Annotated in this window: 20 protein-coding genes; 6 read left to right on the top strand and 14 right to left on the bottom strand. The window is 55.5% G+C overall.

Annotation, left to right across the window (positions count from 1 at the left end; genetic code table 11):
* The first annotated feature begins 25 nt into the window (after positions 1-25).
* The 5 genes from surA to apaH are packed head-to-tail and all read left to right on the top strand — an operon-like array spanning position 26 to position 4,409.
* Complete coding sequence (gene surA / locus EPG66_RS21665) at positions 26-1,321, top strand: peptidylprolyl isomerase SurA (RefSeq protein WP_010253800.1); 1,296 nt, start codon at positions 26-28, stop codon at positions 1,319-1,321.
* Positions 1,311-2,303, top strand: coding sequence for a 4-hydroxythreonine-4-phosphate dehydrogenase PdxA (gene pdxA, locus EPG66_RS21660; protein WP_182688081.1), 993 nt, complete (start codon positions 1,311-1,313; stop codon positions 2,301-2,303). Before surA ends, pdxA begins: the two co-directional genes overlap by 11 nt.
* Positions 2,296-3,117 carry a 16S rRNA (adenine(1518)-N(6)/adenine(1519)-N(6))-dimethyltransferase RsmA gene (gene rsmA, locus EPG66_RS21655; RefSeq protein WP_003854805.1) on the top strand — a complete coding sequence of 274 codons (822 nt, stop codon included), beginning with the start codon at positions 2,296-2,298 and terminating at the stop codon, positions 3,115-3,117. Before pdxA ends, rsmA begins: the two co-directional genes overlap by 8 nt.
* Before the next feature lie 3 nt (positions 3,118-3,120).
* On the top strand, positions 3,121-3,498 hold the full coding sequence (gene apaG / locus EPG66_RS21650) for a Co2+/Mg2+ efflux protein ApaG (RefSeq protein ID WP_031594014.1): 378 nt from the start codon (positions 3,121-3,123) through the stop codon (positions 3,496-3,498).
* 53 nt (positions 3,499-3,551) lie between these two features.
* Entirely contained in the window at positions 3,552-4,409 is an 858-nt protein-coding gene (apaH, locus tag EPG66_RS21645; protein ID WP_033770951.1) for a bis(5'-nucleosyl)-tetraphosphatase (symmetrical) ApaH, read from the top strand.
* Between the two features lie 33 nt (positions 4,410-4,442).
* On the opposite strand, the gene EPG66_RS21640 is transcribed toward apaH, so the two are convergent.
* From EPG66_RS21640 to ribF, 11 genes are all read right to left on the bottom strand, one after another.
* Entirely contained in the window at positions 4,443-6,326 is a 1,884-nt protein-coding gene (locus EPG66_RS21640; RefSeq protein WP_182688079.1) for a PhoX family protein, read from the bottom strand.
* Between the two features lie 90 nt (positions 6,327-6,416).
* Positions 6,417-6,899 (bottom strand): type 3 dihydrofolate reductase, encoded by a 483-nt coding sequence (gene folA / locus EPG66_RS21635; RefSeq protein WP_010253752.1) that lies wholly within the window; start codon positions 6,897-6,899, stop codon positions 6,417-6,419.
* A gap of 234 nt (positions 6,900-7,133) precedes the next feature.
* Positions 7,134-8,273 (bottom strand): porin, encoded by a 1,140-nt coding sequence (locus EPG66_RS21630; protein WP_069025816.1) that lies wholly within the window; start codon positions 8,271-8,273, stop codon positions 7,134-7,136.
* Positions 8,274-8,527: 254 nt separating this feature from the next.
* Positions 8,528-11,755, bottom strand: a complete 3,228-nt coding sequence (carB, locus tag EPG66_RS21625) for a carbamoyl-phosphate synthase large subunit (RefSeq protein WP_031594010.1) — start codon at positions 11,753-11,755, stop codon at positions 8,528-8,530.
* A 14-nt stretch (positions 11,756-11,769) separates the two neighbouring features.
* Entirely contained in the window at positions 11,770-12,918 is a 1,149-nt protein-coding gene (carA, locus tag EPG66_RS21620) for a glutamine-hydrolyzing carbamoyl-phosphate synthase small subunit (protein ID WP_033764458.1), read from the bottom strand.
* Between the two features lie 469 nt (positions 12,919-13,387).
* The gene (gene dapB / locus EPG66_RS21615) at positions 13,388-14,203 is read right to left on the bottom strand and encodes a 4-hydroxy-tetrahydrodipicolinate reductase (protein WP_069025815.1); all 816 of its coding nucleotides are present in this window, start codon (positions 14,201-14,203) and stop codon (positions 13,388-13,390) included.
* Between the two features lie 222 nt (positions 14,204-14,425).
* Positions 14,426-15,379: a 4-hydroxy-3-methylbut-2-enyl diphosphate reductase gene (gene ispH, locus EPG66_RS21610; protein ID WP_182688077.1), complete on the bottom strand. Its 954-nt coding sequence runs from the start codon at positions 15,377-15,379 to the stop codon at positions 14,426-14,428.
* A complete protein-coding gene (gene fkpB / locus EPG66_RS21605) occupies positions 15,360-15,830 on the bottom strand; it encodes an FKBP-type peptidyl-prolyl cis-trans isomerase (protein ID WP_083070578.1) in 471 nt (156 codons plus the stop codon). The genes ispH and fkpB overlap by 20 nt, the downstream gene beginning before the upstream one ends.
* Before the next feature lie 3 nt (positions 15,831-15,833).
* Complete coding sequence (gene lspA / locus EPG66_RS21600) at positions 15,834-16,340, bottom strand: signal peptidase II (protein ID WP_010253719.1); 507 nt, start codon at positions 16,338-16,340, stop codon at positions 15,834-15,836.
* On the bottom strand, positions 16,340-19,156 hold the full coding sequence (ileS, locus tag EPG66_RS21595) for an isoleucine--tRNA ligase (protein ID WP_031593935.1): 2,817 nt from the start codon (positions 19,154-19,156) through the stop codon (positions 16,340-16,342). Before ileS ends, lspA begins: the two co-directional genes overlap by 1 nt.
* A 29-nt stretch (positions 19,157-19,185) precedes the next feature.
* Positions 19,186-20,115, bottom strand: coding sequence for a bifunctional riboflavin kinase/FAD synthetase (gene ribF, locus EPG66_RS21590; protein ID WP_182688075.1), 930 nt, complete (start codon positions 20,113-20,115; stop codon positions 19,186-19,188).
* Positions 20,116-20,421: 306 nt separating this feature from the next.
* On the opposite strand from ribF, the gene rpsT reads away from it, so the two are divergent.
* Complete coding sequence (gene rpsT, locus EPG66_RS21585; protein ID WP_008925553.1) at positions 20,422-20,685, top strand: 30S ribosomal protein S20; 264 nt, start codon at positions 20,422-20,424, stop codon at positions 20,683-20,685.
* A 38-nt stretch (positions 20,686-20,723) separates the two neighbouring features.
* Here the strand turns inward: rpsT and nhaR are convergent, their stop codons facing one another.
* From nhaR to dnaJ, 3 genes are all read right to left on the bottom strand, one after another.
* Positions 20,724-21,632 (bottom strand): transcriptional activator NhaR, encoded by a 909-nt coding sequence (gene nhaR / locus EPG66_RS21580; RefSeq protein ID WP_182688073.1) that lies wholly within the window; start codon positions 21,630-21,632, stop codon positions 20,724-20,726.
* A gap of 30 nt (positions 21,633-21,662) precedes the next feature.
* On the bottom strand, positions 21,663-22,841 hold the full coding sequence (nhaA, locus tag EPG66_RS21575) for a Na+/H+ antiporter NhaA (RefSeq protein WP_031593937.1): 1,179 nt from the start codon (positions 22,839-22,841) through the stop codon (positions 21,663-21,665).
* Positions 22,842-23,333: 492 nt separating this feature from the next.
* On the bottom strand, positions 23,334-24,479 hold the full coding sequence (dnaJ, locus tag EPG66_RS21570; protein ID WP_010253699.1) for a molecular chaperone DnaJ: 1,146 nt from the start codon (positions 24,477-24,479) through the stop codon (positions 23,334-23,336).
* Positions 24,480-24,488: the final 9 nt, after the last annotated feature.

The raw sequence follows: 24,488 nt of genomic DNA, 5'->3' as shown, positions 1-24,488 counted from the left end.
GTGCGGAACCAACAATGGATAAAGTATGAAGAACTGGAGAATGCTGATTCTTGGTGTGGCAATCAGTGCCAACACCGCGTTCGCAGCACCACAAGTCGTTGATAAAGTTGCAGCCGTGGTCAATAACGGCGTGGTTCTTGAGAGTGACGTGGATGGCATGATGAGCACCGTTAAATCTCAGGCCCAGCAGGCTGGTCAGCAGTTGCCGGATGATAAAACGTTGCGCCATCAGATTCTGGAGCGTCAGATCATGGACAACATCATTCTGCAGATGGGTGATAAAGCGGGAATTCAGATCAGCGACGAGCAGCTGGACCAGGCTATTCAGAACATCGCTGCGCAGAACAAGATGAGCCTTGATCAGCTGCGTAGCCGTCTGGCTTATGACGGCATGAACTACAGCGTGTATCGTTCTCAGATCCGTAAAGAGATGACTATCGCCGAAGTGCGCAACAACGAAGTGCGTCGTCGTGTCACGATTCTGCCGCAGGAAGTGGATACGCTTGCTACTCAGATCGGCTCTCAGAACAGCCAGGGTACTGAACTGAACGTCAGTCATATTCTGCTGCCGCTGCCGGAAAACCCGACGCAACAGCAGGTTGATGAGCAGGAAACGCTGGCGAAACAGCTGGTTGGCGAACTGAAAAATGGCGCTGACTTCGGCAAGATGGCCGTGACCTACTCCGCCGACTCCCAGGCGCTGAAAGGCGGCAACATGGGCTGGGGTAAAATCGAAGAGTTACCGACCCTGTTTGCTCAGGCACTCTCAAGCGCCAAAAAAGGCGATATCGTCGGGCCGGTGCGCTCTGGTGTGGGCTTTCATATCCTGAAAGTGAACGACCTGCGTGGCGAGAGCAAAAATGTCTCGGTCACCGAAGTCCATTCGCGTCACATTCTGCTGAAGCCATCGCCGATCCTGACAGACGATCAGGCACGCGCGCAGCTGGAGCAGATTGCTAACGATATCCGCAGTGGCAAAACCACCTTTGCGGCGGCGGCTAAACAGTACTCTGACGATCCGGGTTCGGCGAACCAGGGCGGCGACCTCGGCTGGACCTCTCCGGAAGTCTTTGACCCGGCGTTCCGTGACGCGCTGCTGCGCCTGCAGAAAGGCCAGACCAGCCAGCCGGTTCACTCCTCTTTCGGCTGGCATCTGATTCAGTTGCTGGATACCCGTCAGGTGGATAAAACCGATGCGGCCCAGAAAGAGCGTGCTTACCGTATGCTGTTTAACCGTAAGTTCGCGGAAGAAGCGCAGACCTGGATGCAGGAACAACGTGCCAGTGCCTACGTGAAGATTCTGGATGGCAATGCGCAGTAATGCCCGTGTGGTGATCACGCCCGGCGAACCTGCCGGGATTGGTTCCGATCTTACCGTTCAGCTGGCCCAGCAGTCGTGGCCGGTTGAACTGGTGGTCTGCGCCTCGCCTGCCCTGTTGCAGCAGCGTGCGGCGCAACTCGGTCTGCCGCTGACGCTGCGGCCCTACCAGCCTGGTGTAGCAGCCGAGCCACAGCAGGCGGGTACACTGACTATCCTGCCAATTGAAACGGCAGCGCCGGTCACACCCGGCGAGCTCTGCGTCGCCAACAGCGACTATGTGCTGGCCACGCTGACGCGCGCCTGCGACGGTTGTCTTGACGGTGAATTCGCTGCCCTGATTACCGGCCCGGTGCATAAAGGCGTGATTAACGATGCCGGCATCGCCTTTACCGGTCATACCGAATTCTTCGCCGATCGCGCAGGCGGCCATCGGGTGGTCATGATGCTGGCGACAGAAGAACTACGAGTCGCACTGGCCACCACCCATCTGCCGCTGAAAGATGTGCCCGCTGCAGTAACCCGTGAATGTCTGCATGAAGTGATTACAATTCTGCATCGTGATCTGCAGCAGAAGTTTGCGATTGCCGAGCCGCATATTTACGTCTGTGGTCTTAACCCTCATGCCGGCGAAAGTGGTCACATGGGTCGGGAAGAGATCGAGACCATCACGCCGGCACTCAATGAACTGCGTAAGCAGGGCATTAATCTGACCGGCCCGCTGCCTGCGGATACCCTTTTCCAGCCCAAATATCTGCAATACGCCGATGCGGTGCTGGCGATGTATCACGACCAGGGCCTGCCGGTACTCAAATTTCAGGGGTTTGGCCGGGCGGTAAATATCACTCTGGGCCTGCCCTTTATCCGGACTTCAGTTGACCACGGCACCGCGCTTGAACTCGCTGGCCTGGGTCAGGCTGAACCGGGCAGCTTCATCACGGCGCTTAACCTCGCCATCACTATGATCAAGAGCAGTAATGAATAATCGCGTCCATCAGGGGCACTACGCCCGTAAACGTTTCGGGCAGAACTTCCTGAACGATCAGTACATTATCGACAGCATTGTCTCCGCCATCCATCCTCAGCGCGACGAAGCGCTGGTGGAGATCGGCCCAGGCCTGGGTGCCTTAACCGAGCCGGTAGGCGAACGCCTCGATAAATTAACGGTGATAGAGCTGGACCGCGATCTCGCTGCGCGTCTGGAAACGCATCCGTTCCTTGGCCCGAAACTGACTATCTTCCAGCAGGATGCCATGACCTTCGACTTCGCCGCACTGGCGCAGGAGAGAGGCCAGCCGCTGCGGGTATTTGGTAACCTGCCGTACAATATTTCGACCCCGCTGATGTTCCACCTTTTCAGCTATACTGGTTCGATCAAAGATATGCACTTCATGCTGCAGAAAGAGGTGGTTAATCGTCTGGTTGCCGGTCCGGGTAACAAAACCTACGGTCGTCTGACGGTGATGGCGCAATACTACTGCCAGATCATTCCGGTGCTGGAAGTGCCTCCGCACTCTTTCACGCCACCACCGAAAGTGGACTCTGCCGTGGTGCGTCTGGTGCCGTATGCCGAGCCGCCGTATCCGGTCAGCGATGTGCGTATCCTGAGCCGTATTACCACTGAAGCGTTTGGCCAGCGTCGTAAAACGCTGCGCAACAGCCTGAGCCACATGGTGGCCGCCGGTGCGCTGGAAGAGTTATCCATAGATCCAACCCTGCGTGCCGAGAACGTCTCGGTGGCGCAATATTGTCAGCTGGCGAACTGGCTGGCGAATCATCAGGGAAAATCGCAGGAGTAAGTCATGAGTGAAACGGCCCGCGTCTCCGTCCATGTGCAAAGCCAGTACGTCGCCTCACAATCCTCACCGGATGATGAACGCTACGTCTTCGCCTATACCATTACGATACGCAATCTGGGCCGTTCCTCAGTGCAACTGCTGGGACGCTACTGGTTGATTACCAACGGTAACGGCCGCGAAACGGAAGTTCAGGGTGAAGGCGTAGTCGGTGAACAGCCGCTTATCGCGCCAGGCAATGAATTTCAGTACACCAGCGGTGCCGTGATCGAAACACCGATGGGCACCATGCAGGGGCACTATGTGATGGTCGACGAACAGGGCGACACTTTTCACGTAGAGATCCCGGTGTTCCGCCTCGCCATTCAGACCCACATTCATTGATTCACACGCTTTTTGCCCGTTAAGTCGGGCACCTTCCTGATGGATAAAACGTTATGAGCACATACCTGATTGGCGACGTTCACGGTTGCTACGATGAATTACGTGCATTGCTGCAACAGGTCGACTTCAACCCTGAGCAGGATACCCTGTGGCTGACCGGCGACCTGGTGGCGCGCGGTCCTGGCTCACTGGAAGTCTTACGCTACGTTAAATCGCTGGGCGATGCGGTGCGTCTGGTGCTGGGCAATCACGATTTGCATCTGCTGGCGGTCTACGCCGGCATCAGCCGTAACAAGCCTAAAGATCGCCTGACCCCGCTGCTGGAAGCGGATGATGCGGATGAGCTGATCAACTGGCTGCGTCGTCAGCCGCTGTTACAGGTTGATGAAGAGAAAAAGCTGGTGATGGGACACGCCGGTATCACGCCGCAGTGGGATATTGAGACCGCGAAAAAGTGCGCGCGTGAAGTTGAAGCGGTTCTCGCCAGCGACAGTTATCCGCTGTTCCTGGATGCCATGTATGGCGACATGCCGAACAACTGGAGTGAGGATCTGACCGGCCTGGCGCGTCTGCGCTTCAGCACCAACGCCCTCACCCGCATGCGCTACTGTTTCCCCAACGGCCAGCTGGACATGATCTGCAAAGATGCTCCTGAATCGGCGCTTCCGCCGCTGAAACCCTGGTTTAATATTGAAGGGCCGGTCGCACGTGACTACACCATCGTCTTTGGTCACTGGGCCTCGCTGGAAGGCAAAGGCACGCCAGAGGGCATTATCGGGCTGGATACCGGCTGCTGCTGGGGCGGAACGCTGACCCTGTTGCACTGGGAGACGCAGCGCTATGTGGTGCAGCCCTCTAATCGCGAAAAAGCCCTGGCCTCCAGCGACAGTCTGGCACCGCCCGCGCTATAACGGCGATGCTGGCCATCAGGCCAGCATCCTGTTTTATGCGCCGATAATGCCGCCATCTTCGCGGGTGATCATAATCACCGACGACCGCGGACGCGGACTGTTGTCTGGGAAGTGCGAGTCACCCTCTTCGCCGGGATGCTGCACATTCACGAACAGCGTTTTGTAATCGGGCGTGAAGGTAATACCGGTCAGCTCGCACGATTTTGGACCGACCATAAACCGGCGGATCTCGCCACTATCAGGATCACCCACCAGCATCTGATTATTCCCCTGCCCCTGATAATCCTCTTTGTTGCTGTACTTGCCATCGGTCAGGATCCATAACCGCCCCTGCGCATCAAACCCCAGCCCATCCGGACTGTTAAAGGTATTCTCCGCGGTGATGTTAGGTGTGCCGCGATAGATCCCCTCAGGATGCGCTATCGGGTTGCCACACAGCGCATAGATATCCCACTCAAACGTCTGCGCGGTAGCATCGCCCTTCTCATCCCAGCGAATAATCTGACCGTAGATATTTTTTGGCCGCGGATTCGCTGCATTGACCGGCATGCCTTCATTTCCGCGCTTGTTGTTGTTGGTCAGGGTGCAGTAGGCACGGCCGTCATGCGGGTTAACCGCAATCCACTCCGGCCGGTCCATTCGCGTTGCGTTGACCACATCTGCTGCGGCACGCGCATTGATCAAAACATCGGCCTGGCTATTGAATCCCTTTTCAGCGGTGAGTCCATTTTCGCCCCACTTCAGCGCCAGCCAGCGCCCGGTGCCTTTAAGCGGCGTGCCCTGCGCATCGCCGTTGAACTGCGCCACATAGAGCGTGCCCTTATCAAGCAGTCCGTGATTGGCTTTAGCATCATCCGGAGTGACCTTGTCATCTGAGACAAATTTATAGATATATTCGCCGCGCTCGTCGTCGCCCATATAAACCACCAGCTGGCCGGTTTTCGCGACCGTCACGGCGGCATTCTCGTGCTTGAAGCGCCCCAGCGCGGTCCGCTTTACCGGCACGGAGTGAGGATCGAAAGGATCGATTTCGACAATCCAGCCGTGACGGTTAAATTCGTTGGGATTCTTAGCGATATCGAAGCGGGGATCAAAGTCGGCCCAGTTGCGCTCCGGCTCAGCGGCATTCAGGGTATAGCGCTTCTGCTGTGGGGTCGGCGTAAAATCCGCCTGATGGGTGCCAAAGTAGGTGTCGTAGTTTTCTTCACAGGTGAGATAGGTGCCCCACGGCGTTTTGCCGTTGGCGCAGTTACCAAAGGTGCCCAGGACATTCATTCCCTGCGGATCGGCGGCAGTCTGCAGCGCTTTATCCCCAGCAGCCGGACCGGAGAAGCGCATCGGAGTATTGGCGGTAATGCGGCGGTTATAGTCAGAAGGACGTACCACCTGCCAGCGATTGTCCTCACCCCGTTTGACTTCAACGATGGAGATACCGTGCGCCGCCTGCGACTTTTTGACATCTTCCAGGCTGGTCGCTTTACTGCCGCCGTGGGCGAACAGCGTCGGCTCATTCACATATTCATTGTTAATCGCCATCACGCCGCGATGGTCATTAATCGCGAAGAAGCTCATACCGTCGTTGTTGTCACCGAACTGCTTTTCCTGATCTTCTGCGCTGTTGTTGCCCTGCGGATCAAACGCGGCTGCGCCATTCACCAGCGGATCACCCCAGGAGATCAACACGTCAGCGCGATAGCCAGGGGCCACCACAATCTCATCGGCCGTGGACGCGGCAATAGCCTGAAAGCCCAGCAGTGGACTGCCCGCAGGCTTCTCCTGCGCCATTGCGCTGCCCGGGAGCGTCAGGCCGCCGCTGAGAAAGCCGGTCAGGCCGATAGCACCGGAACCGGCAAGGAATTTACGACGCAGTGGATCAGGCAGGCGGTCAGTGCTTAATGCGGAGAGTTCTATTTTCATTAGTGATTGCTTCCTTTGTGTCGATCCCAGAAAAGAAGCAATGCTAATGAATAAAGATGACAGCCAGGTTACAGCCCGGCAGGGGTGGGATTAGCGACGACGGTCAAGGATCTCAAAGCAGTAGCTGTGGGAATTTTGCTCGTCAGCGTCGTGGAATTCGCTGAACGTTGACTGCCACTCATCCGGCTCGTAATCCGGGAACTGCGTATCACCTTCGACTTCCGCATCAATGTGCGTCAGATAAAGACGATCGGCACGCTTCAGCATCTGCTCATAGACGCGGCCGCCGCCAATCACCATAATCTCTTCAGCGTCACCGGCTGCCTGTAACGCCTCATCCAGCGAAGTGACCCAGGTAACGCCTTCGGTGGTGCCCGGCTGGCTGCTGACCACGATATTCAGTCGGCCAGGTAACGGACGGCCAATAGATTCAAAGGTCAGTCGACCCATAATCACCGGTTTCTTCAGCGTATGGCGCTTGAACCACGCCAGATCTGCAGGCAGGTCCCACGGCATGGCGTTCTCCATTCCAATAATGCGATCTGCTGCTAATGCCGCGATAAGACTAATCATGTTAACCACTCACTGAAAAAAATTGGCGCCATGATACGTAAAGGTGAAACTTTCGTCGATAGGGGGAAAGGTCTAATTGCGTAAAGCTTTTCATGACGTCGTTTTTCACGGCCTGTGCAGCGTTTTTCACCGCCTAATCGCGTCAGTTTGCCGCAGCTCGCCAGCGATCGGCCTCAGGCTGGCACAAAAGTCGTGCGCAAAAGAAAACGGCTCCCGCAGGAGCCGTCAGGGTTATCAGAAGTCGTAGCGCAGACGCACCAGATTCATATCACCCAGGTTATCGGTGCTGGAGGTAAACACATGTTCGTAATCGACACGGAAACCGTAGTCGAGGAACAGCACCACACCCAGACCGTTATCGATGCGCTGATAATCACGGCCTGTCGCATACTCAATGCGATCGCCCATGATATATGGCTGTACCGCTTTCAGACCATACTGCCCCACCGGAATCTTGTAACCGGCGAAATATTCAATGCCCCATGCGTCGCCGGCAAAGTAGTCATGCACATCTTTGCGTTTGGTGGTCATGAAGTTCTCATACCAGCCACCGCCGGCTGACAACGTCCAGTTGCCTGGGGTCCAGCTCAGCGCGGTGCCGTAAATGTTCTGATCGTAATCGCGGCTGTCACCGTTGTTCGGGTTACGCATCGCCGCGCGGGTGTAGTTCCACGCCGTGCCCCAGCTCAGATCGTCCGTGATGTGGTAGTCCACACCCAGCGAGCCGCCGCCTTTGCGCTTATAGCGCAGGCCATTGCCTGGCAGATACTCGTTATCTTCGAACAGATAAGAGGCGTAGAGATCCGCATCGCCGAAGCTGTTTTTATATTTCAGCTGTTTGCGTGAGCGGTAAGATCCATCGTAGTCGCCGTTGATCCCGTTACCCGGTGCCTGGCCGACCATGTCGTAATCCCAGATATCGGTCTTGGCGCCCACGGTATCGTAATAGACGCTGTTCTGCTGACCAAAGGTAAGCTGGCCCCAGGTTTTGCTTTTCAGACCGGTGTAGAGCTGACGACGCGTGGTGTTATTGGCACCGTCCGCATAGTGACGATCCCAGCTGAAGACCGCCGGGACGTTAACGCCCAGCTCGTAGTAGCTGATCCAGCTGACGTCATCAAACAGGTAGTAGTCAGCGCCGAAACGGAAACGGGTGCCGCCATCAAAACCATCGCGCTTGTAGGATTTGTCATCCACGCCGGTCTGATGATTGAACTGAGCACGAATGCTGCCGCCAAAAGTAAAGTTAAGACGGCTAAGCGGATCGCCTGCCTGCGGATCCTGTTTTAACAGGGTAATTTCCGCCTGGCTGGCGAAAGGAAGAATTGCCATCAGTGCAGCCACTGCACTCAGAGAAAAAGTACGCATTTTCATTTTTTATTTATGTCCTGATACGCTCCAGTGATGAGCGGCAGGCATAGTACTGACGAAAAATCCGCACAGGAAGTGTTTATATTATAAATTTGTGCGAACCGGCATTATTCGCACCTATAGCTAAAAAATTAAGCCAAATCAGTCACTTTAACGCAAACTCTTTGCTTTCCCTGGACCCTTTTTTCGGATTATCGCCAATAAGATGGTCAAAAAAAAACGGCTCCCGCAGGAGCCGTTTTTCACATTACATCGCCTTACATCGCCTTGATCTGGGCATGCATCTCCTGAACGGAGATAACCTGTTCCGTCGGGTCAGCATTCAGCGCCATCGCGGTGGCGAAGCCGCCGTTCAGCGTGGTGTCGTAGTGCACTTTATACTGCAGGGCACTGCGGCGAATCAGTTTCGAATCTTCAATCGCCTGACGACCCGCCGTGGTATTGACGATGTAGCTATACTCGCCGTTCTTCAGACGGTCCTGAATGTGCGGACGCCCTTCGTGCACCTTGTTCACCAGGCGCGGATTGATGCCCGCTTCGCCCAGCACAACCGCCGTGCCGTGGGTCGCATCCAGTTCGAAACCAAACTTCTGCAGCTTAGCAGCCAGGTCGACAATACGTTTCTTGTCGCCTTCACGCACCGACAGCAGCGCACGGCCCGACTTCTTCATGTTGCTCTGTGCGCCCAGCATCGCTTTGGAAAACGCCTCAGCGAAGGTGCGGCCCACGCCCATGACTTCACCGGTAGAGCGCATTTCCGGTCCCAGAATCGGGTCAACGCCCTGGAACTTGTTAAACGGCAGCACCACTTCTTTGACAGAGTAGTAAGGCGGAATCACCTCTTCAGTGACGCCCTGCTCTGCCAGCGTTTTACCTGCCATCACGCGCGCGGCGACTTTCGCCAGCGGGACACCGGTCGCTTTAGAGACGAACGGCACGGTACGCGCCGCGCGAGGGTTAACTTCGATCAGGTAGACTTCGTTATCTTTCACCGCGAACTGGACGTTCATCAGGCCACGAACGTTCAGCTCAAACGCCAGCTTCTCAACCTGCTGGCGCATCACATTCTGAATCTCCTGACTCAGGGTGTAGGCCGGCAGTGAACAGGCGGAGTCACCGGAGTGAACGCCAGCCTGCTCGATGTGTTCCATGATGCCGCCAATCAGCACCCGCTCGCCGTCGCAAATCGCATCAACATCCACTTCGACCGCATCATCCAGGAAGCGATCCAGCAGCACCGGTGCATCGTTGGAAACCGAGACCGCCGTCTGGAAGTAGCGCTTGAGGTCGATCTCGTCGTAGACGATCTCCATGGCGCGTCCACCCAGCACATAAGAAGGACGCACCACCAGCGGATAACCCAGGCCCGCGGCTTTCTCAACCGCCTGCTCCAGTGTGGCCACCGTGGCGTTGGCGGGTTGCTTCAGGTTCAGGCGATCAACCGCCTGCTGGAAACGTTCACGGTCTTCAGCACGGTCGATGGAATCCGGGCTGGTGCCGATAACTGGTACGCCTGCGGCTTCCAGTGCACGCGCCAGTTTCAGTGGCGTCTGACCGCCATACTGCACAATCACGCCTTTTGGCTGCTCAATGCGCACGATCTCCAGCACATCTTCCAGCGTGACCGGCTCGAAGTAGAGGCGATCAGAGGTGTCGTAATCGGTCGAGACGGTTTCCGGGTTACAGTTGACCATAATGGTCTGATAACCATCTTCACGCAGCGCCAGGGCGGCGTGAACGCAGCAGTAGTCGAATTCGATACCCTGACCGATACGGTTTGGCCCACCGCCCAGAATCATGATTTTTTCGCGATCCGGACTTGGATTGGCTTCGCACTCCTCCTCATAGGTGGAGTACATGTAGGCGGTGTCTGTCGCGAACTCTGCGGCGCAGGTATCCACGCGTTTATAAACCGGGTGCAGGTTAAATTGCTGACGCAGCTTGCGGATTTCGCTCTCGGCCACGCCCGCCAGTGTCGCCAGCCGCGCATCAGCAAAGCCTTTACGCTTCAGCGCGCGCAGGAACGTCTCATCCAGGCTATTAACCCCTTCACGGGCAACCTGCTCTTCCAGCCGCACCAGCTCTTCAATCTGCACCAGGAACCAGCGGTCTACATTGGTCAGGTTGAAGACGCCATCCACTGACATGCCAGCGCGGAAGGCGTCCGCGATGTACCAGATGCGGTCTGAACCGGCATCTTTCAGCTCACGGCGGATGCGGGTTAATGCTTCCGGATCGTCGAGGTGGACTTTCGGGTCGAAGCCGTTAGCGCCCACTTCCAGGCCGCGCAGCGCTTTCTGCATGGATTCCTGGAAAGTGCGGCCAATCGCCATCACTTCACCGACCGACTTCATCTGGGTGGTCAGGCGATCGTTGGCACCGGCAAATTTTTCGAAGTTGAAACGCGGGATCTTGGTGACGACGTAGTCGATTGACGGCTCGAACGAGGCAGGCGTTAAACCGCCGGTAATATCATTCATCAGCTCGTCGAGGGTATAGCCGATCGCCAGTTTGGCCGCCACTTTAGCAATCGGGAAACCGGTCGCTTTGGAGGCCAGCGCCGAGGAGCGTGACACGCGCGGGTTCATCTCAATGACAATCAGACGGCCATCTTTCGGGTTAACCGAGAACTGCACGTTGGAGCCACCGGTCTCAACACCGATCTCACGCAGTACCGCCAGCGAGGCGTTACGCATGATCTGATACTCTTTGTCGGTCAGCGTCTGGGCAGGTGCCACCGTGATGGAGTCACCGGTGTGGATCCCCATCGCATCGAAGTTTTCAATTGAGCAGACGATGATGCAGTTGTCGTTTTTATCGCGCACCACTTCCATCTCATACTCTTTCCAGCCAATCAGCGACTCATCAATCAACAGCTCATTGGTCGGTGAGAGGTCGAGACCGCGTTCGCAAATCTCTTCAAACTCTTCGCGGTTGTAGGCGATGCCGCCACCGGTTCCGCCCATAGTAAATGAGGGACGGATAATGCAGGGGAAACCGACATCTTCAGCCACGGCCAGCGCTTCTTCCATGGTGTGCGCAATGCCGGAGCGCGCGGTATCCAGACCGATGCTTTTCATCGCCACGTCAAAACGACGACGATCTTCCGCTTTGTCGATTGCGTCAGCCGTTGCGCCGATCATGGTGACGCCAAACTCTTCCAGTACGCCATGACGTTCCAGCTCCAGCGCACAGTTCAGCGCTGTCTGACCGCCCATGGTCGGCAGTACCGCGTCCGGGCGCTCTTTTTCGATGATTTTGCGCACCACTTCCCAGTGAATCGGCTCAATGTAAGTCGCATCAGCCATTTCCGGGTCGGTCATGATCGTCGCCGGGTTGGAGTTCACCAGAATGACGCGGTAACCCTCTTCACGCAGCGCTTTACACGCCTGCGCACCGGAATAGTCAAATTCGCAGGCCTGGCCGATCACAATCGGACCGGCACCAAGAATCAGGATGGATTTTAGGTCTGTACGTTTTGGCATGAATTAGCTCCTGATTACTTCGCTTGCAGACGGAATGCGTCAATCAATTCAATAAAGTGGTCAAACAGCGGCGCAGCATCGCCTGGGCCAGGACTGGCTTCCGGGTGTCCCTGGAAGCTGAATGCGGGCTTGTCAGTGCGATGAATGCCCTGCACAGTTTTATCGAACAACGAAATGTGAGTAACACGCAGGTTAGCGGGAAGATTGTTCTCATCGACCGCAAAACCGTGGTTCTGCGCGGTGATCATCACGCGATTGTTATCGAGATCTTTCACCGGATGGTTGCCACCGTGGTGACCCAGCTTCATCTTCACGGTCTTAGCCCCGCTGGCCAGCGCCAGCAGCTGATGACCCAGACAGATTCCGAACACCGGGATCTCTGTTTTCAGGAAGGCCTGAATCGCGCTGATGGCGTAGTCGCACGGCTCCGGGTCGCCAGGACCGTTAGAGAGGAAGATGCCATCCGGATTAAGCTTCAGTACTTCTTCGGCAGACGTCTGTGCCGGAACGACGGTCAGACGACAGCCGCGATCGACCAGCATCCGCAGAATGTTGCGCTTGGCGCCGTAATCGTAAGCCACCACATGGTAAGGCAGTGATTCAGCGTCGGCCTGCTCTGGCAGCCCTCCCTCCAGTGTCCAGCTGCCCTGCTGCCAGCTGTAGGTCTCAGTGGTGCAGACCTCTTTCGCCAAATCCATCCCTTTCAGTCCCGGGAACGCCTGAGCTTTTTGCAGCGCCAGCGCGGCATCCGGATTATCGCCCGCAATGATGCAGCCGTTTTGCGCACCTTTCTCACGCAGCAAACGCGTCAGCTTGCGGGTATCGATATCGGCAATCGCCACGATGTTGTTGCGCTGCAGGTAGGCGGATAAGCCCTCTTCACTACGGAAGTTGCTGGCAATCAGCGGCAGGTCACGGATAACCAGGCCCTGCGCATGAATCTGGCTGGATTCTTCGTCGGCGGCATTGGTTCCGACATTACCGATATGGGGATAAGTGAGAGTAACGATTTGGCGGGAATAGGAAGGATCAGTGAGGATTTCTTGATAACCGGTCATTGAGGTATTGAAAACGACTTCTCCCACTGCCGACCCTGTTGCCCCGATGGCCCGACCGTGGAATTGGGTTCCGTCTTCCAGAACCAAGAGCGCTGACTTAATCAAAACATCCTCCAGGGAATAAACAGTCACAATATCTGCATATTAATTCAAAATAGCCGCCTGAATCAATGCAAAAACCGCCTGAATTGTCGATTTTTGGCAAATTGCGCGCATTCTAATGATCGCCCTGGCCATTGTCTACCCTGCGGCGGGATTTTTTCACCCTTATCTGCCTTCTGAGGAAAATAACGGGCATAAGCAGCAAAAAGAGAGGAAAACTCGGCGGAATAATCGTTTGCCAGGCAGCATAAAAGCAAAACAGAAGCAGCGCGGCCTTTATTTTTGACCAAATGGTCAAAAACAGCATCCGGCAGTGCAAATAAATGAATAAAACAGGCGAAAACACGAGTCAGAGCTGGATTTTATGCCGTGAAGGCATATTTCAGATAAAATTAAGGGCAATGAAAACATTGCCCTTTTTCAATCAAGCGATTATCGATTGAAACAACCACATCACGATGGTTCACAACACTCACAACATCGACAAATCCAGCACATCACGCATATCAAACAGGCCAGATTTTTTGTCTTTCAACCACAAAGCGGACTTAACGGCGCCATTTGCAAAGGTCATACGGCTTGAAGCCTTGTGGGTTATCTCTACGCGCTCGCCGATATCTGCAAACATTGCAGTATGCTCACCGACGATATCACCCGCGCGTACTGTCGCAAAACCGATGCTCTGCGGCTGGCGTTCGCCGGTGTGGCCCTCACGCGTATAGACCGCATGCTCATCCAGTTTCCACTGCATCGCATCGGCAATTGCCTCACCCATCGCCAGCGCGGTCCCGGAGGGCGCATCGACTTTATGGCGGTGATGCGCTTCAACGATCTCAATATCCGCGTACTCCCCCATCACTTTGGCAGCCTTCTCCAGCAGCTTCAGCACCAGGTTAACCCCCACGCTGAAGTTAGCGGCGAACACAATGGGGATATCTTCCGCCGCGGCGCGAATGGCCGCTTTGCCTGCTTCATCAAAACCGGTGGTGCCGATCACCATCGCTTTGCCCTGCTGACGGCAGATCGCCATATACTCCAGCGTGCCTTCCGGGCGGGTGAAGTCGACCAGCACATCAAAATCGTTAATCACCGCGCGTAAATCGTCAGCGATGATGATGCCATTTTTCCCGATGCCCGCTAATTCACCAGCGTCGCTGCCGGTCAGCGATGAGCCTGGGCGAGCCAGTGCCGCACCCAGTTCTGCGCCTTCTGCCTGCTGCGTCGCCTGAATCAGATTACGGCCCATACGGCCCGGCGCACCCACAATAGCAATGCGGATTGTGTTCATATTTATTCATTCCTAAAACAAAACTATGCATCCAAAGCGTCATCAGGTTAACGATGAGTTAACAGTCACGCCACTATTAATCCGTGATAATAAGAATTTTATGCCAGCCGCCCGCGATTATCAGTAAAAGCAATCACCGCAGCAAATAACGGTTTTTTTTGTCAGATTAAAAAACAAAAAAGGCCGAACAGAGTCGGCCTTTTTATCAGTAATATCAATGAGTTACTGCACGTTACGCACTTCGACACGCAGCTCTTTGGGCACTTCAAAGACAATATTCTCTTCACGGCCAATCAGCTCAATTGCCGCTTCGCCGCCCAGTTCACGCAGCCGCTGGATCACCTGCTGCACCAGAATATCGGGCGCTGACGCGCCTGCCGTGACGCCGATGCAGGCCACGCCTTTAACCCACTCTTCCTGAATATCATCCGCAGAGTCGATCAGCTTCGCCAGCTTACCGGCACGCTGAGCCAGCTCAGCCAGACGGTTAGAGTTGGAGGAGTTCTTCGACCCCACCACCAGCACCACTTCCGCATCTTTCGCCAGGGTACGAACCGCTTCCTGACGGTTGGTGGTGGCATAGCAGATATCATCTTTACGCGGCCCGATGATCGCCGGGAAACGCTGACGCAGGGCATCAATGATGTCAGAGGTGTCATCCACCGACAGCGTGGTCTGCGTCATGAAGCTCAGATTGTTTTCGTCTTTGACGGTCAGCCTGGAGACATCTTCCGGTGACTCCACCAGATACATGCCGCCATTAGGGTTGTTGTACTGCCCCATGGTGCCTTCGACTTCCGGATGGCCTGCATGACCAATCAGTATTGCCTCAACGCCTTTACGGCTGGCGCGTGCCACTTCCATATGCACTTTGGTCACCAGCGGACAGGTGGCGTCAAACAGCATGGTCAGATTGCGCGCTTTGGCTTCGGCACGCACCGCCTGTGAAACACCGTGCGCGGAGAAGATCAGAATCGCGTTATCCGGCACTTCACTGATCTCTTCAATGAAGATGGCACCGCGCTCACGCAGGCTGTTTACCACGTAACGGTTATGCACCACTTCGTGACGGACATAGATTGGCGCGCCATACATCTCCAGCGCGCGCTCAACAATACTGATGGCACGATCAACGCCAGCGCAGAAGCCGCGCGGATTAGCTAACAGGATTTGCATCGTTGGCCTCCAGTCCCGGATCGATTTCCAGCACCTCTACATCAAACTGAATACGACGACCTGCCAGCGGATGGTTGAAATCCACGGTGATAGAGTCACCGGAGATTTCACGGATCACGCCAGGCATTTCACTACCGCCCATACCGCTGAACAGCATGATGGCTCCCACTTCCGGCTCACCCGCATCGATAAAGTCCCGACGCGAGAAATACTGGATCAGGTCAGGGCTGACGCCGCCAAAGGCGTCGTCCGGTTCCAGGGTAAACTGTTTAGTTTCACCCGCTTTCAGCCCCAGCAGTGCCTGCTCAAGTGCCGCAGAGAGGCTGCCATCACCGAGACGGAACAGCGCGGGCTTGCCGTTTGCACGGGTCGAATCCGCCGTCGAGCCATCTTCCAGCTTCAGCGTAAAATGCACCAACACCGCGCTTTCGCGCTGTACGGACTCAGTCATCACTTACCCTTTCTGTTTAGCCTGTTTGCCGTTCGGGCTGAAAAAGCCCTCCAGCACCACCAATGCAGCACCGATACAGATGCCGCAGTCAGCGATATTAAATGTAGCGAAGTGCCAGTTACCGACATAGAAATCGATAAAATCGACCACAAAGCCATGGTATGAGCGATCAAACAGATTGCCTATTGCGCCGCCGATGATCAGGGCATACGCGATGTTAGCGATCTTCTGACTGGCATGATTACGATACATCATCACTACCAGTGAGATCACGATAGCCAGCGCAATACCGGCAAAGAACCAGCGCTGCCAGCCGCCTTTGTCCGCCAGGAAACTGAACGCCGCGCCGTAGTTGTGGGCGTAGAACAGGTTCAGGTAGGGCATCAGTGGCTGGGTTTCATGGAGCATCATGTTGTTCATCACCCACTGCTTACTGGCGAAGTCGACAACAATCACCACCAGCACCAGCCACAGCCAGCGCAATCCGGTTGATAAAATAGGTTTACGCATCAGGCGAATTCACGCTGTTCGCCGTCACCGGCTACGTTAGTGTAACAACGACCACAGACCTCAGCATGCTCAGGATTCTGTCCGACGTCGGTAGTGTAATGCCAGCAGCGCTGACATTTCTCGCCTTCCGCCTTGTGCAGCGCGATTTTCAGACCTTTCAGCAGTTCACTCTGCTGCGCTTCATCGTTCGCCAGGGCGTAATCAGCCACCTGTGCGCCAGAAGTCAGCAGCACAAAGCGCAGCTCATTACCCAGCGCCTGCAGTTTAGCCGCCAGCTCCGGATCGGCATAGAGCGTGACCGTTGCTTCCAGTGCGCCACCGATACGTTTATCCGCACGCGCCTGCTCGATCACCTTGTTCACTTCGCCACGCACTTTCAGCAGCTCAGCCCAGTAGGCGTCATTCAGTGCTTCATCTTCAGCCAGGCCAAACAGCCCCTGATACCACTCTTCGGTGAAGACATACTGCGCACGTTCGCCTGGCAGGTAGCCCCAGATCTCATCTGCCGTAAAGGACATGATCGGTGCCATCCAGCGTACCAGCGCTTCGACGATATGCCACAGTGCGGTCTGGCAACTGCGACGCGCCAGGCCATCGCCTTTCGCGGTGTACTGACGATCCTTGATGATGTCGAGATAGAAACTGCCCATCTCAATTGAGCAGAACTGCATCAGACGCTGGATCACTTCGTGGAAATCGTAGTTCTCGTAAGAGGCAACGATATCGGCCTGTGCCGCCTGAGCGCGACCGACGGCCCAGCGATCCACCACCACCATCTCTTCCGGTTTCACCAGATCGGTAGCCGGGTTAAAGCCGCTGAGGTTAGCCAGCAGGAAACGCGCGGTGTTACGGATGCGGCGATAGGCATCGGCAGAGCGCTTGAGGATCTCATCGGAGACCGCCATTTCGCCCGAGTAGTCGGTTGATGCCACCCACAGGCGCAGAATATCGGCGCCCAGTTTGTTCATCACATCCTGCGGCGCAACCGTATTACCGATCGATTTCGACATCTTGCGGCCCTGACCATCCACGGTGAAACCGTGCGTCAGTACCTGACGATAAGGCGCTTTGCCCTTCATCGCCGTGGAGATCATCAGCGAGGACATAAACCAGCCGCGATGCTGATCGGACCCTTCCAGATAGAGGTCAGGCGCATGTCCGCCAAATTCCGGACGCGCATCAACCACGGAATAGCTGGTTGAACCGGAGTCAAACCAGACATCCAGCGTATCCGGCACTTTTACGTAATGATCGGCATCGTCTCCCATCAGTTCGCGCGGATCGAGATCCCACCAGGCCTGAATCCCCTCCTGCTCAACGCGCTGCGCCACTTTCTCCATCAGCGCCAGCGTGTCCGGATGCAGCTCTTCGCTCTCTTTATGAACGAACAGCGCCATCGGTACGCCCCAGGTACGCTGACGAGAGATACACCAGTCAGGACGGTTCGCCACCATCGATTCGATACGCGCCTGGCCCCAGTCCGGGATCCACTGCACGCCTTTGATCTCCTTCAGCGACTGCGCACGCAATCCTTTCTGATCCATGCTGATGAACCATTGCGGCGTGGCGCGGAAGATGATCGGCGTTTTATGGCGCCAGCAGTGCGGGTAGCTGTGCAGCAGTTTCTCAACGTGCAGCAGCGCGCCCTTCTCTTTCAGCAGCTCAACGATCATGTCGTTGGCTTTAAAGACGTTGACCCCATCCAGCGTCGGATAGGTGCCTGGCAGATAGCGGCCATCCGGTCCGACCGGATTGGCGGTTTCGATGCCATATTTCTGACCGATAACATAGTCATCCGGGCCGTGGCCAGGTGCCGTGTGGACTGCTCCGGTACCCGCTTCCAGGGTGACGTGATCGCCCAGCACTACCAGCGACTCAAGCGCCAGGAACGGATGCTGGAATTTCTGCAGCTCCAGCGCCGCGCCTTTGCATTCGCCCAGTACCTGCCATTCGCTGACGCCCGCGCGCTTCATCACGCTCTCGACCAGATCTTTTGCCAGGATCAGCGCGCGACCGTCGATCTGCAGCAGCTGATACTCAAATTCCGCGTTTAACGAGATGGCGCGGTTAGCCGGCAGCGTCCACGGTGTCGTCGTCCAGATCACCATTGAAATCGGGCCATTAACCTGTGCCACACCAAATGCCTGACGCACCGCGTCGGCATCGATAGCGTTGAACATCACGTCGATTGAAGGCGAAGTCTTGTCGTAATACTCCACTTCCGCTTCTGCTAAGGCAGAACGGCAATCCAGGCACCAGTGCACGGGCTTCGCGCCTTTGTGCAGGTGGCCGTTGCCGATGATTTTACTCAGCGCACGAATGATGTTGGCTTCGGTACCGAAATCCATGGTCAGGTAAGGACGATCCCAGTCGCCCAGCACGCCCAGACGGATAAAGTCCGCCTTCTGGCCTTCAACCTGTTCCGCGGCGTATTTGCGGCACGCTTCGCGGAATTCAGCAGCGGTGACTTTCTCGCCTGGCTTGCCGATCATCTGCTCAACTTTGTGTTCGATTGGCAGACCGTGACAGTCCCAGCCCGGCACATACGGCGAGTCATAACCCGCCATGCCTTTCGACTTAACGATAATGTCTTTCAGAATCTTGTTAACGGAGTGACCAATATGAATGCTGCCGTTCGCATATGGAGGGCCATCATGCAGGATAAAGGTTTTTTTCCCTTTTTTGGCTTCGCGGATGATGCCGTACAGATTGTCGGCATACCAGCGTTGCAACATTCCCGGTTCGCGTTTGGCCAGATCGCCACGCATCGGGAATCCCGTTTCCGGCAAATTCAGGGTAGATTTATAGTCACTCATCAGATTCTCGATTCCGTTTTTCGCTCAGGTTAAAGCAGCCCAAAGAACTGCCGGGCCGTTACCACATCGTTCGCAATTTGTTCTTTCAACGCCTCCAGTGAGGCAAAGCGCTGCTCGTTTCGTATTTTCTGTTTCAGCACCACATCAATGTGACGACCATAGAGATCCATATTGATGTCGAGCAGGTGAACTTCAAGCTGCTGGCGTAAACCCTTTACGGTCGGACGGGTGCCGATATTGGCGACACCTGGCAGTGGCTCGGGCGTCAGACCCCGTACCTCCACTGCATAAACCCCTTTCACCGGCGAGACGCTGCGGCGTAAAGGGAGGTTCGCCGTGGGGAAACCCAGCGTGCGTCCCAGTGCATCACCGTGCACAACGCGGCCGGAAATAGTGAAAGGGTGACCAAGCAGCGACTGCGCCAGCGCTAAATCATCCACGGCCAGCGCCTGACGCACGGCAGTACTGCTGATTCGCTTACCGCCATCACAGAAGGTTTCGGTGCTGACGACCTCAAAGCCGTACTCTGCACCGGCTTTCTGTAATAACAGGAAATCACCCTGGCGACCAGCGCCGAAGCGGAAATCATCGCCTACCGCAAGGTACTTTACGTCCAGCTTTTCGACTAACAGGTCACTGATAAAACGCTGGGCGGACAAGGCCGCAAAGCGACGGTCAAACCGCACGCACAACACTTTATCGACGCCGGCTTCCGCCATGTACCGCAATTTTTCACGCAGACGCGTCAGACGAGCCGGCGCTTTGTCACCGGCAAACAGCTCCAGCGGCTGTGGCTCAAAGACCATGACCACTACCGGCAGATTACGCTTACGTCCCTCTTCACACAGCTGCGACATCAGCGCCTGATGCCCACGGTGTACACCATCGAAATTACCAATGGTCAGAACGCAGCCGCGATGCTGCTCGTTAAGATTATGAATACCGCGGATAAACTTCATGGCTGGCCCAAACCGGTGGAAATCGGCGGATTATACCCTTGAAAGCGACTCAGGTTAACCCGTCAGCACGCCTTTCATGCTTTAGGCGCTGCATTTCCTGTTGCAGAAGCGCATGTTAAGAATTTTGTCGCGAAATACTGTATTCAGCGAGGGGAAGCTGGTAGAATCCTGCGCCATCAAATACGTAACCGAGTGCCGCTCTCAGGGCGACGCTTATTTGCACAAATCCATTGACAAAATCAGGTTAGAAGGGCATAGTCCTCGGCCTTTGATTTGTCTCTATAGAACACATTTGGGAGTTGTACCTTGGCTAATATCAAATCAGCTAAGAAACGCGCCGTAACATCTGAGAAACGCCGTAAGCATAACGCTAGCCGCCGCTCTATGATGCGTACCTTCGTTAAGAAAGTATACGCGGCGATCGCTTCAGGCGACAAAGCTGCTGCGCAGAACGCATTCAATGAAATGCAACCACTCGTGGACCGTCAGGCTGCTAAAGGTCTGATCCACAAGAACAAAGCTGCACGTTATAAGTCTAACCTGACTGCACAGATCAACAAACTGGCTTAATCGCCTGTTGTTAATCGCTTTGTTAAAAAAGCCGGCGCTTACGCCGGTTTTTTTTCGTCTGTACCCTGGCGGGGAAAGAGTCCGCTGAAGTCTGCGTGACACAGTCGCTGCACCGCCGGATGCTGAATCATCCGCTCCGCAAACAGTATGTGATACTCCTCTGATACCGCGTCGAGCCGCCCGGCTTCATATATTCCCTCCCGCTGCCCCATCTCCAGCAAAGGCGCGACAAAAATCGCATTCTGTCGCGCACCAAACGCCGTCATCAGTGCCGCATCATCGAACTCACCCAGAATCTCCACCTGCAGCCCCTGGGTGCTGATCCAGTTGAGGATTTTTCGCCCCAGCATGGAGCGGCGACCCGGAATCAGCAGGGGACGCATCTCAAGGCAGGCCGGAAAAGAGATATCGCTGAGCGGCTGGGTTGACCAGAAACTGATCGCACATTCCCCCAGCTTCACCGAAAACAGTCCTTCCTGTTGGGTGGGGTCGATGGAGCAGTCAGAGATAATCATATCCAGCTTATGCTGACTGAGCTGCTCCAGCAGCATTTCATGGGTCGATTCAAAACAGCGCAGATGAATTTTCTCCTCTGCGACCACCGCCGTCTCCAGCACCTTGCTGACCAGCTGCTTTGAGAGCGCATCTGCCACCCCTACATCCAGCAGCAGATGGGACTCTTTGCGGTAATTCACAATATCCAGCATCTCCTGACCCAGCATAAACATGCGGTCAGCATAGCGAAAAACCAGCTGCCCCAGTTCAGTCGGTACCAGGCCCCGTCCCTGACGCCGGAACAGCTTGCCCTGCAGGCGCTCCTCCAGTGCCTTAATCTGCCCGGTAATGGTCTGTGGCGTCAGGGAGAGTGCCTCTGCTGCCGCCGTAATTGATCCCGCACGGCAGGCGTGCCAGAAGTAGTAGAGATGATTGAAATTGAGCTGATTCATAGCAAAAAGGAGGCTTTCGCCTCCTCTCCATTAACGCAGTTTAATTCGCAGCAGCGTATAGCCGATGACAGCTGAAAGCAGAGAGCCGGTCAGAATGCCCAGTTTTGAAAAGGTCACCAGCTGTTCATGCGCGGCATCAAAGGCCAGCGAACTGATAAAAATTGACATAGTGAAGCCAATGCCGCACAGCACGCCAATCGCCATAATATCGCGTATGGTTGTGCCGTTGGGTAATACCGCCAGCCGCAATTTTACCGCCAGCCAGCAGAACAGGGTAATGCCTAGTGGCTTACCGATTAGCAGGCCGAGGATGATGCCTGACGGTTCAGGCGAGAGGACATCACTCAGCGTAATGCCAGCAAGTGAGATACCGGCATTAGCAAAGGCAAACAGCGGCAGAATCATCCAGTTCACCCACGGCATCAGACCATGCGCCAGATGTTCCGCTGGAGAGTGCCCCTCTTTCTTCTCCAGAGGCACGAAGAAGCCCACAATGACGCCAGCCAGGGTTGCGTGGACGCCCGACTTCAGCACGGCGGTCCAGAGCACGATGCCCACCAGTATATAAATTGAGATTTTACGGACGTTAAAGCGGTTCAGGAGTGCCAGCACGACAATGGCGCCAGCAGCCACGCACAGGGAGAGCACTGAGAGGTCACTGGTATAGAACAAAGCGATAATCACAATGGCACCCAGGTCATCAATAATCGCCAGTGCCATCAGAAAGACTTTCAGCGCAACGGGAACACGGCTGCCCAGAAGGGCCAGCACACCCAGCGCAAAAGCGATATCGGTTGCGGTGGGAATGGCCCAGCCGTTGCGTGCAATCTCATCACCATGGTTGAAAAACAGGAAGATCAGAGCGGGTAACGCCATGCCGCCTATTGCCGCGATGACCGGGAAGATCGCCTTGTCACGGCTGGCAAGTTCGCCGACCATCAACTCCCGCTTTACTTCCAGGCCAATAACCAGAAAGAAAAGCGCCATCAGTGCATCGTTGATCCACAACAGCAAGTTTTTGCTGATATCCAGCGCCCCGAAGCGGATTTGTACCGGTTCATTCAGCAACGCCTGGTAACCCTGGGCGGTAGCGGCCGTATTGGCGAGGATCATCGCCGCGACCGCCGCCACGATCAACATCACGCCATTGCTGGCATCACTTTCAATAAAACTTTTTAGCAGATTCTTTAATTTGCGCGGCTTGTTCAACGTTCATCTTCCTGAGCAGAGACAGAATATTAAACAGTGTAACGATTCATATAGTTCGTTAAAAGCAGCTTATACCGCGCTATATGCTCGGTTTAGCCGAGCGGTAGCGGCAGTAAACGTCGGCTTTTTTATGAATGCTGCGGTGAGGGAGAGATAATGCAGCCATTACAGGCAGGGGATTTAAAGTAAAAAAAAGCGGAGCCGGGACTCTAATGCTGGTCAGTTAAGCGACAGGTGATAACGCAGTCTGGTACCGGGCCTGCTCTGAAACTTCAGTGTGTATTGTTAAGAAGGGCACGAGAGTTGAGGCTCAAAGCCGAAGGTACCGCGTGAGCGGCGCGAGGACGGCCCGGCAGCAGCAGAGGTGCGCTGGCCCGCACTGCGGCTCGCTCGCCCAAAAAAAAGCTGCCACGTTTGACCGTGACAGCTTTTACAAATCTAATCTTAGCTGCTCAGCATCAGAGCCGGGGCTCCGCTTTTTATCAGGCAGACTTAACGAGTCAGATCATCAAAGAATTTTTTCACGCCATCGAAAAAGCTCTTGGAGCGTGGGCTGTTATGCTCGCCGCTCGGACCGCCAAAACTCTCTTCCAGTTCACGCAACAGCGCTTTCTGTTTCTCATTCAGGCTGACCGGTGTTTCCACCACGACACGACACAGCAGATCGCCGACCGCGCCGCCACGCACAGATTTCACGCCACGTCCGCGCATGCGGAACAGCTTGCCGGTCTGAGTTTCTGACGGCACTTTCAGCTTCACGCGACCATCCAGGGTCGGTACTTCAATCTCACCGCCCAGCGCTGCCATCGCAAAGTTGATCGGCACTTCACAGTAGAGATTGTTCTCTTCACGTTCGAAGATCGGGTGTTTCTTCACCGAGACCTGAACGTAGAGATCGCCTGCTGGTGCCCCCTGCTCGCCCGCTTCGCCTTCGCCGCTCAGACGAATGCGATCGCCGGTGTCGACCCCTGCCGGGATTTTCACTGACAGCGTTTTCGACTTCTCAACGCGGCCATGACCATGACAGGCGTTGCACGGATCTTTAATCACCGAGCCGCGACCATGACAGGTCGGACAGGCCTGCTGAACGGTGAAGAAGCCCTGGCGCATCTGCACCTGGCCTGCACCGTGACAGGTTGAACAGGTTTGTGGCTGCGTTCCCGCTTTCGCGCCGCTGCCGTGGCAGACGTCACACTCTTCCAGCGTTGGAATGCGGATCTCTTTGGTCACGCCGCGTACCGCTTCTTCCAGCGACAGCTCCATGTTGTAGCGTAAATCGGCGCCACGGGATGCGCGCTGACGGCGTCCACCACCAAAGATGTCACCGAACACGTCGCCAAAGATATCGCTGAAGTCTGCGCCGCCGCCACCAAAGCCGCCGCCGCCGTATCCACCGCCACCCATACCGCCCTGTTCAAAGGCTGCATGACCATATTGATCGTAGGCCGCACGCTTCTGCGCATCGGTCAGGATTTCGTACGCTTCCTTGACCTCTTTGAATTTGGCTTCGGCTTCTTTGTCACCGGGATTACGGTCCGGGTGAAATTTCATTGCCAGGCGTTTGTAAGCCTTTTTGATTTCACGCTCGTCCGCGGATTTGGCGACGCCTAAAATCTCGTAGTAATCACTCTTCGCCATGTTTATTTA

Origin of the sequence: Pantoea pleuroti, assembly GCF_014156615.1 — a bacterium.
Taxonomy (GTDB): domain Bacteria; phylum Pseudomonadota; class Gammaproteobacteria; order Enterobacterales; family Enterobacteriaceae; genus Pantoea; species Pantoea agglomerans.
The sequence above is the reverse complement of the archived record's forward strand: the minus strand, read 5'-3'. Positions and strand labels throughout refer to the sequence as shown.

What these genes read in the sequence shown, in the direction of transcription:
- surA (WP_010253800.1), top strand. Translation starts at nt 26, where the DNA reads ATGAAGAACTGGAGAATGCTGATTCTTGGTGTGGCAATCAGTGCCAAC.
- pdxA (WP_182688081.1), top strand. Translation starts at nt 1,311, where the DNA reads ATGCGCAGTAATGCCCGTGTGGTGATCACGCCCGGCGAACCTGCCGGG.
- rsmA (WP_003854805.1), top strand. Translation starts at nt 2,296, where the DNA reads ATGAATAATCGCGTCCATCAGGGGCACTACGCCCGTAAACGTTTCGGG.
- apaG (WP_031594014.1), top strand. Translation starts at nt 3,121, where the DNA reads ATGAGTGAAACGGCCCGCGTCTCCGTCCATGTGCAAAGCCAGTACGTC.
- apaH (WP_033770951.1), top strand. Translation starts at nt 3,552, where the DNA reads ATGAGCACATACCTGATTGGCGACGTTCACGGTTGCTACGATGAATTA.
- EPG66_RS21640 (WP_182688079.1), bottom strand. Translation starts at nt 6,326, where the DNA reads ATGAAAATAGAACTCTCCGCATTAAGCACTGACCGCCTGCCTGATCCA.
- folA (WP_010253752.1), bottom strand. Translation starts at nt 6,899, where the DNA reads ATGATTAGTCTTATCGCGGCATTAGCAGCAGATCGCATTATTGGAATG.
- EPG66_RS21630 (WP_069025816.1), bottom strand. Translation starts at nt 8,273, where the DNA reads ATGAAAATGCGTACTTTTTCTCTGAGTGCAGTGGCTGCACTGATGGCA.
- carB (WP_031594010.1), bottom strand. Translation starts at nt 11,755, where the DNA reads ATGCCAAAACGTACAGACCTAAAATCCATCCTGATTCTTGGTGCCGGT.
- dapB (WP_069025815.1), bottom strand. Translation starts at nt 14,203, where the DNA reads ATGAACACAATCCGCATTGCTATTGTGGGTGCGCCGGGCCGTATGGGC.
- ispH (WP_182688077.1), bottom strand. Translation starts at nt 15,379, where the DNA reads ATGCAAATCCTGTTAGCTAATCCGCGCGGCTTCTGCGCTGGCGTTGAT.
- fkpB (WP_083070578.1), bottom strand. Translation starts at nt 15,830, where the DNA reads ATGACTGAGTCCGTACAGCGCGAAAGCGCGGTGTTGGTGCATTTTACG.
- lspA (WP_010253719.1), bottom strand. Translation starts at nt 16,340, where the DNA reads ATGCGTAAACCTATTTTATCAACCGGATTGCGCTGGCTGTGGCTGGTG.
- ileS (WP_031593935.1), bottom strand. Translation starts at nt 19,156, where the DNA reads ATGAGTGACTATAAATCTACCCTGAATTTGCCGGAAACGGGATTCCCG.
- ribF (WP_182688075.1), bottom strand. Translation starts at nt 20,115, where the DNA reads ATGAAGTTTATCCGCGGTATTCATAATCTTAACGAGCAGCATCGCGGC.
- nhaR (WP_182688073.1), bottom strand. Translation starts at nt 21,632, where the DNA reads ATGAATCAGCTCAATTTCAATCATCTCTACTACTTCTGGCACGCCTGC.
- dnaJ (WP_010253699.1), bottom strand. Translation starts at nt 24,479, where the DNA reads ATGGCGAAGAGTGATTACTACGAGATTTTAGGCGTCGCCAAATCCGCG.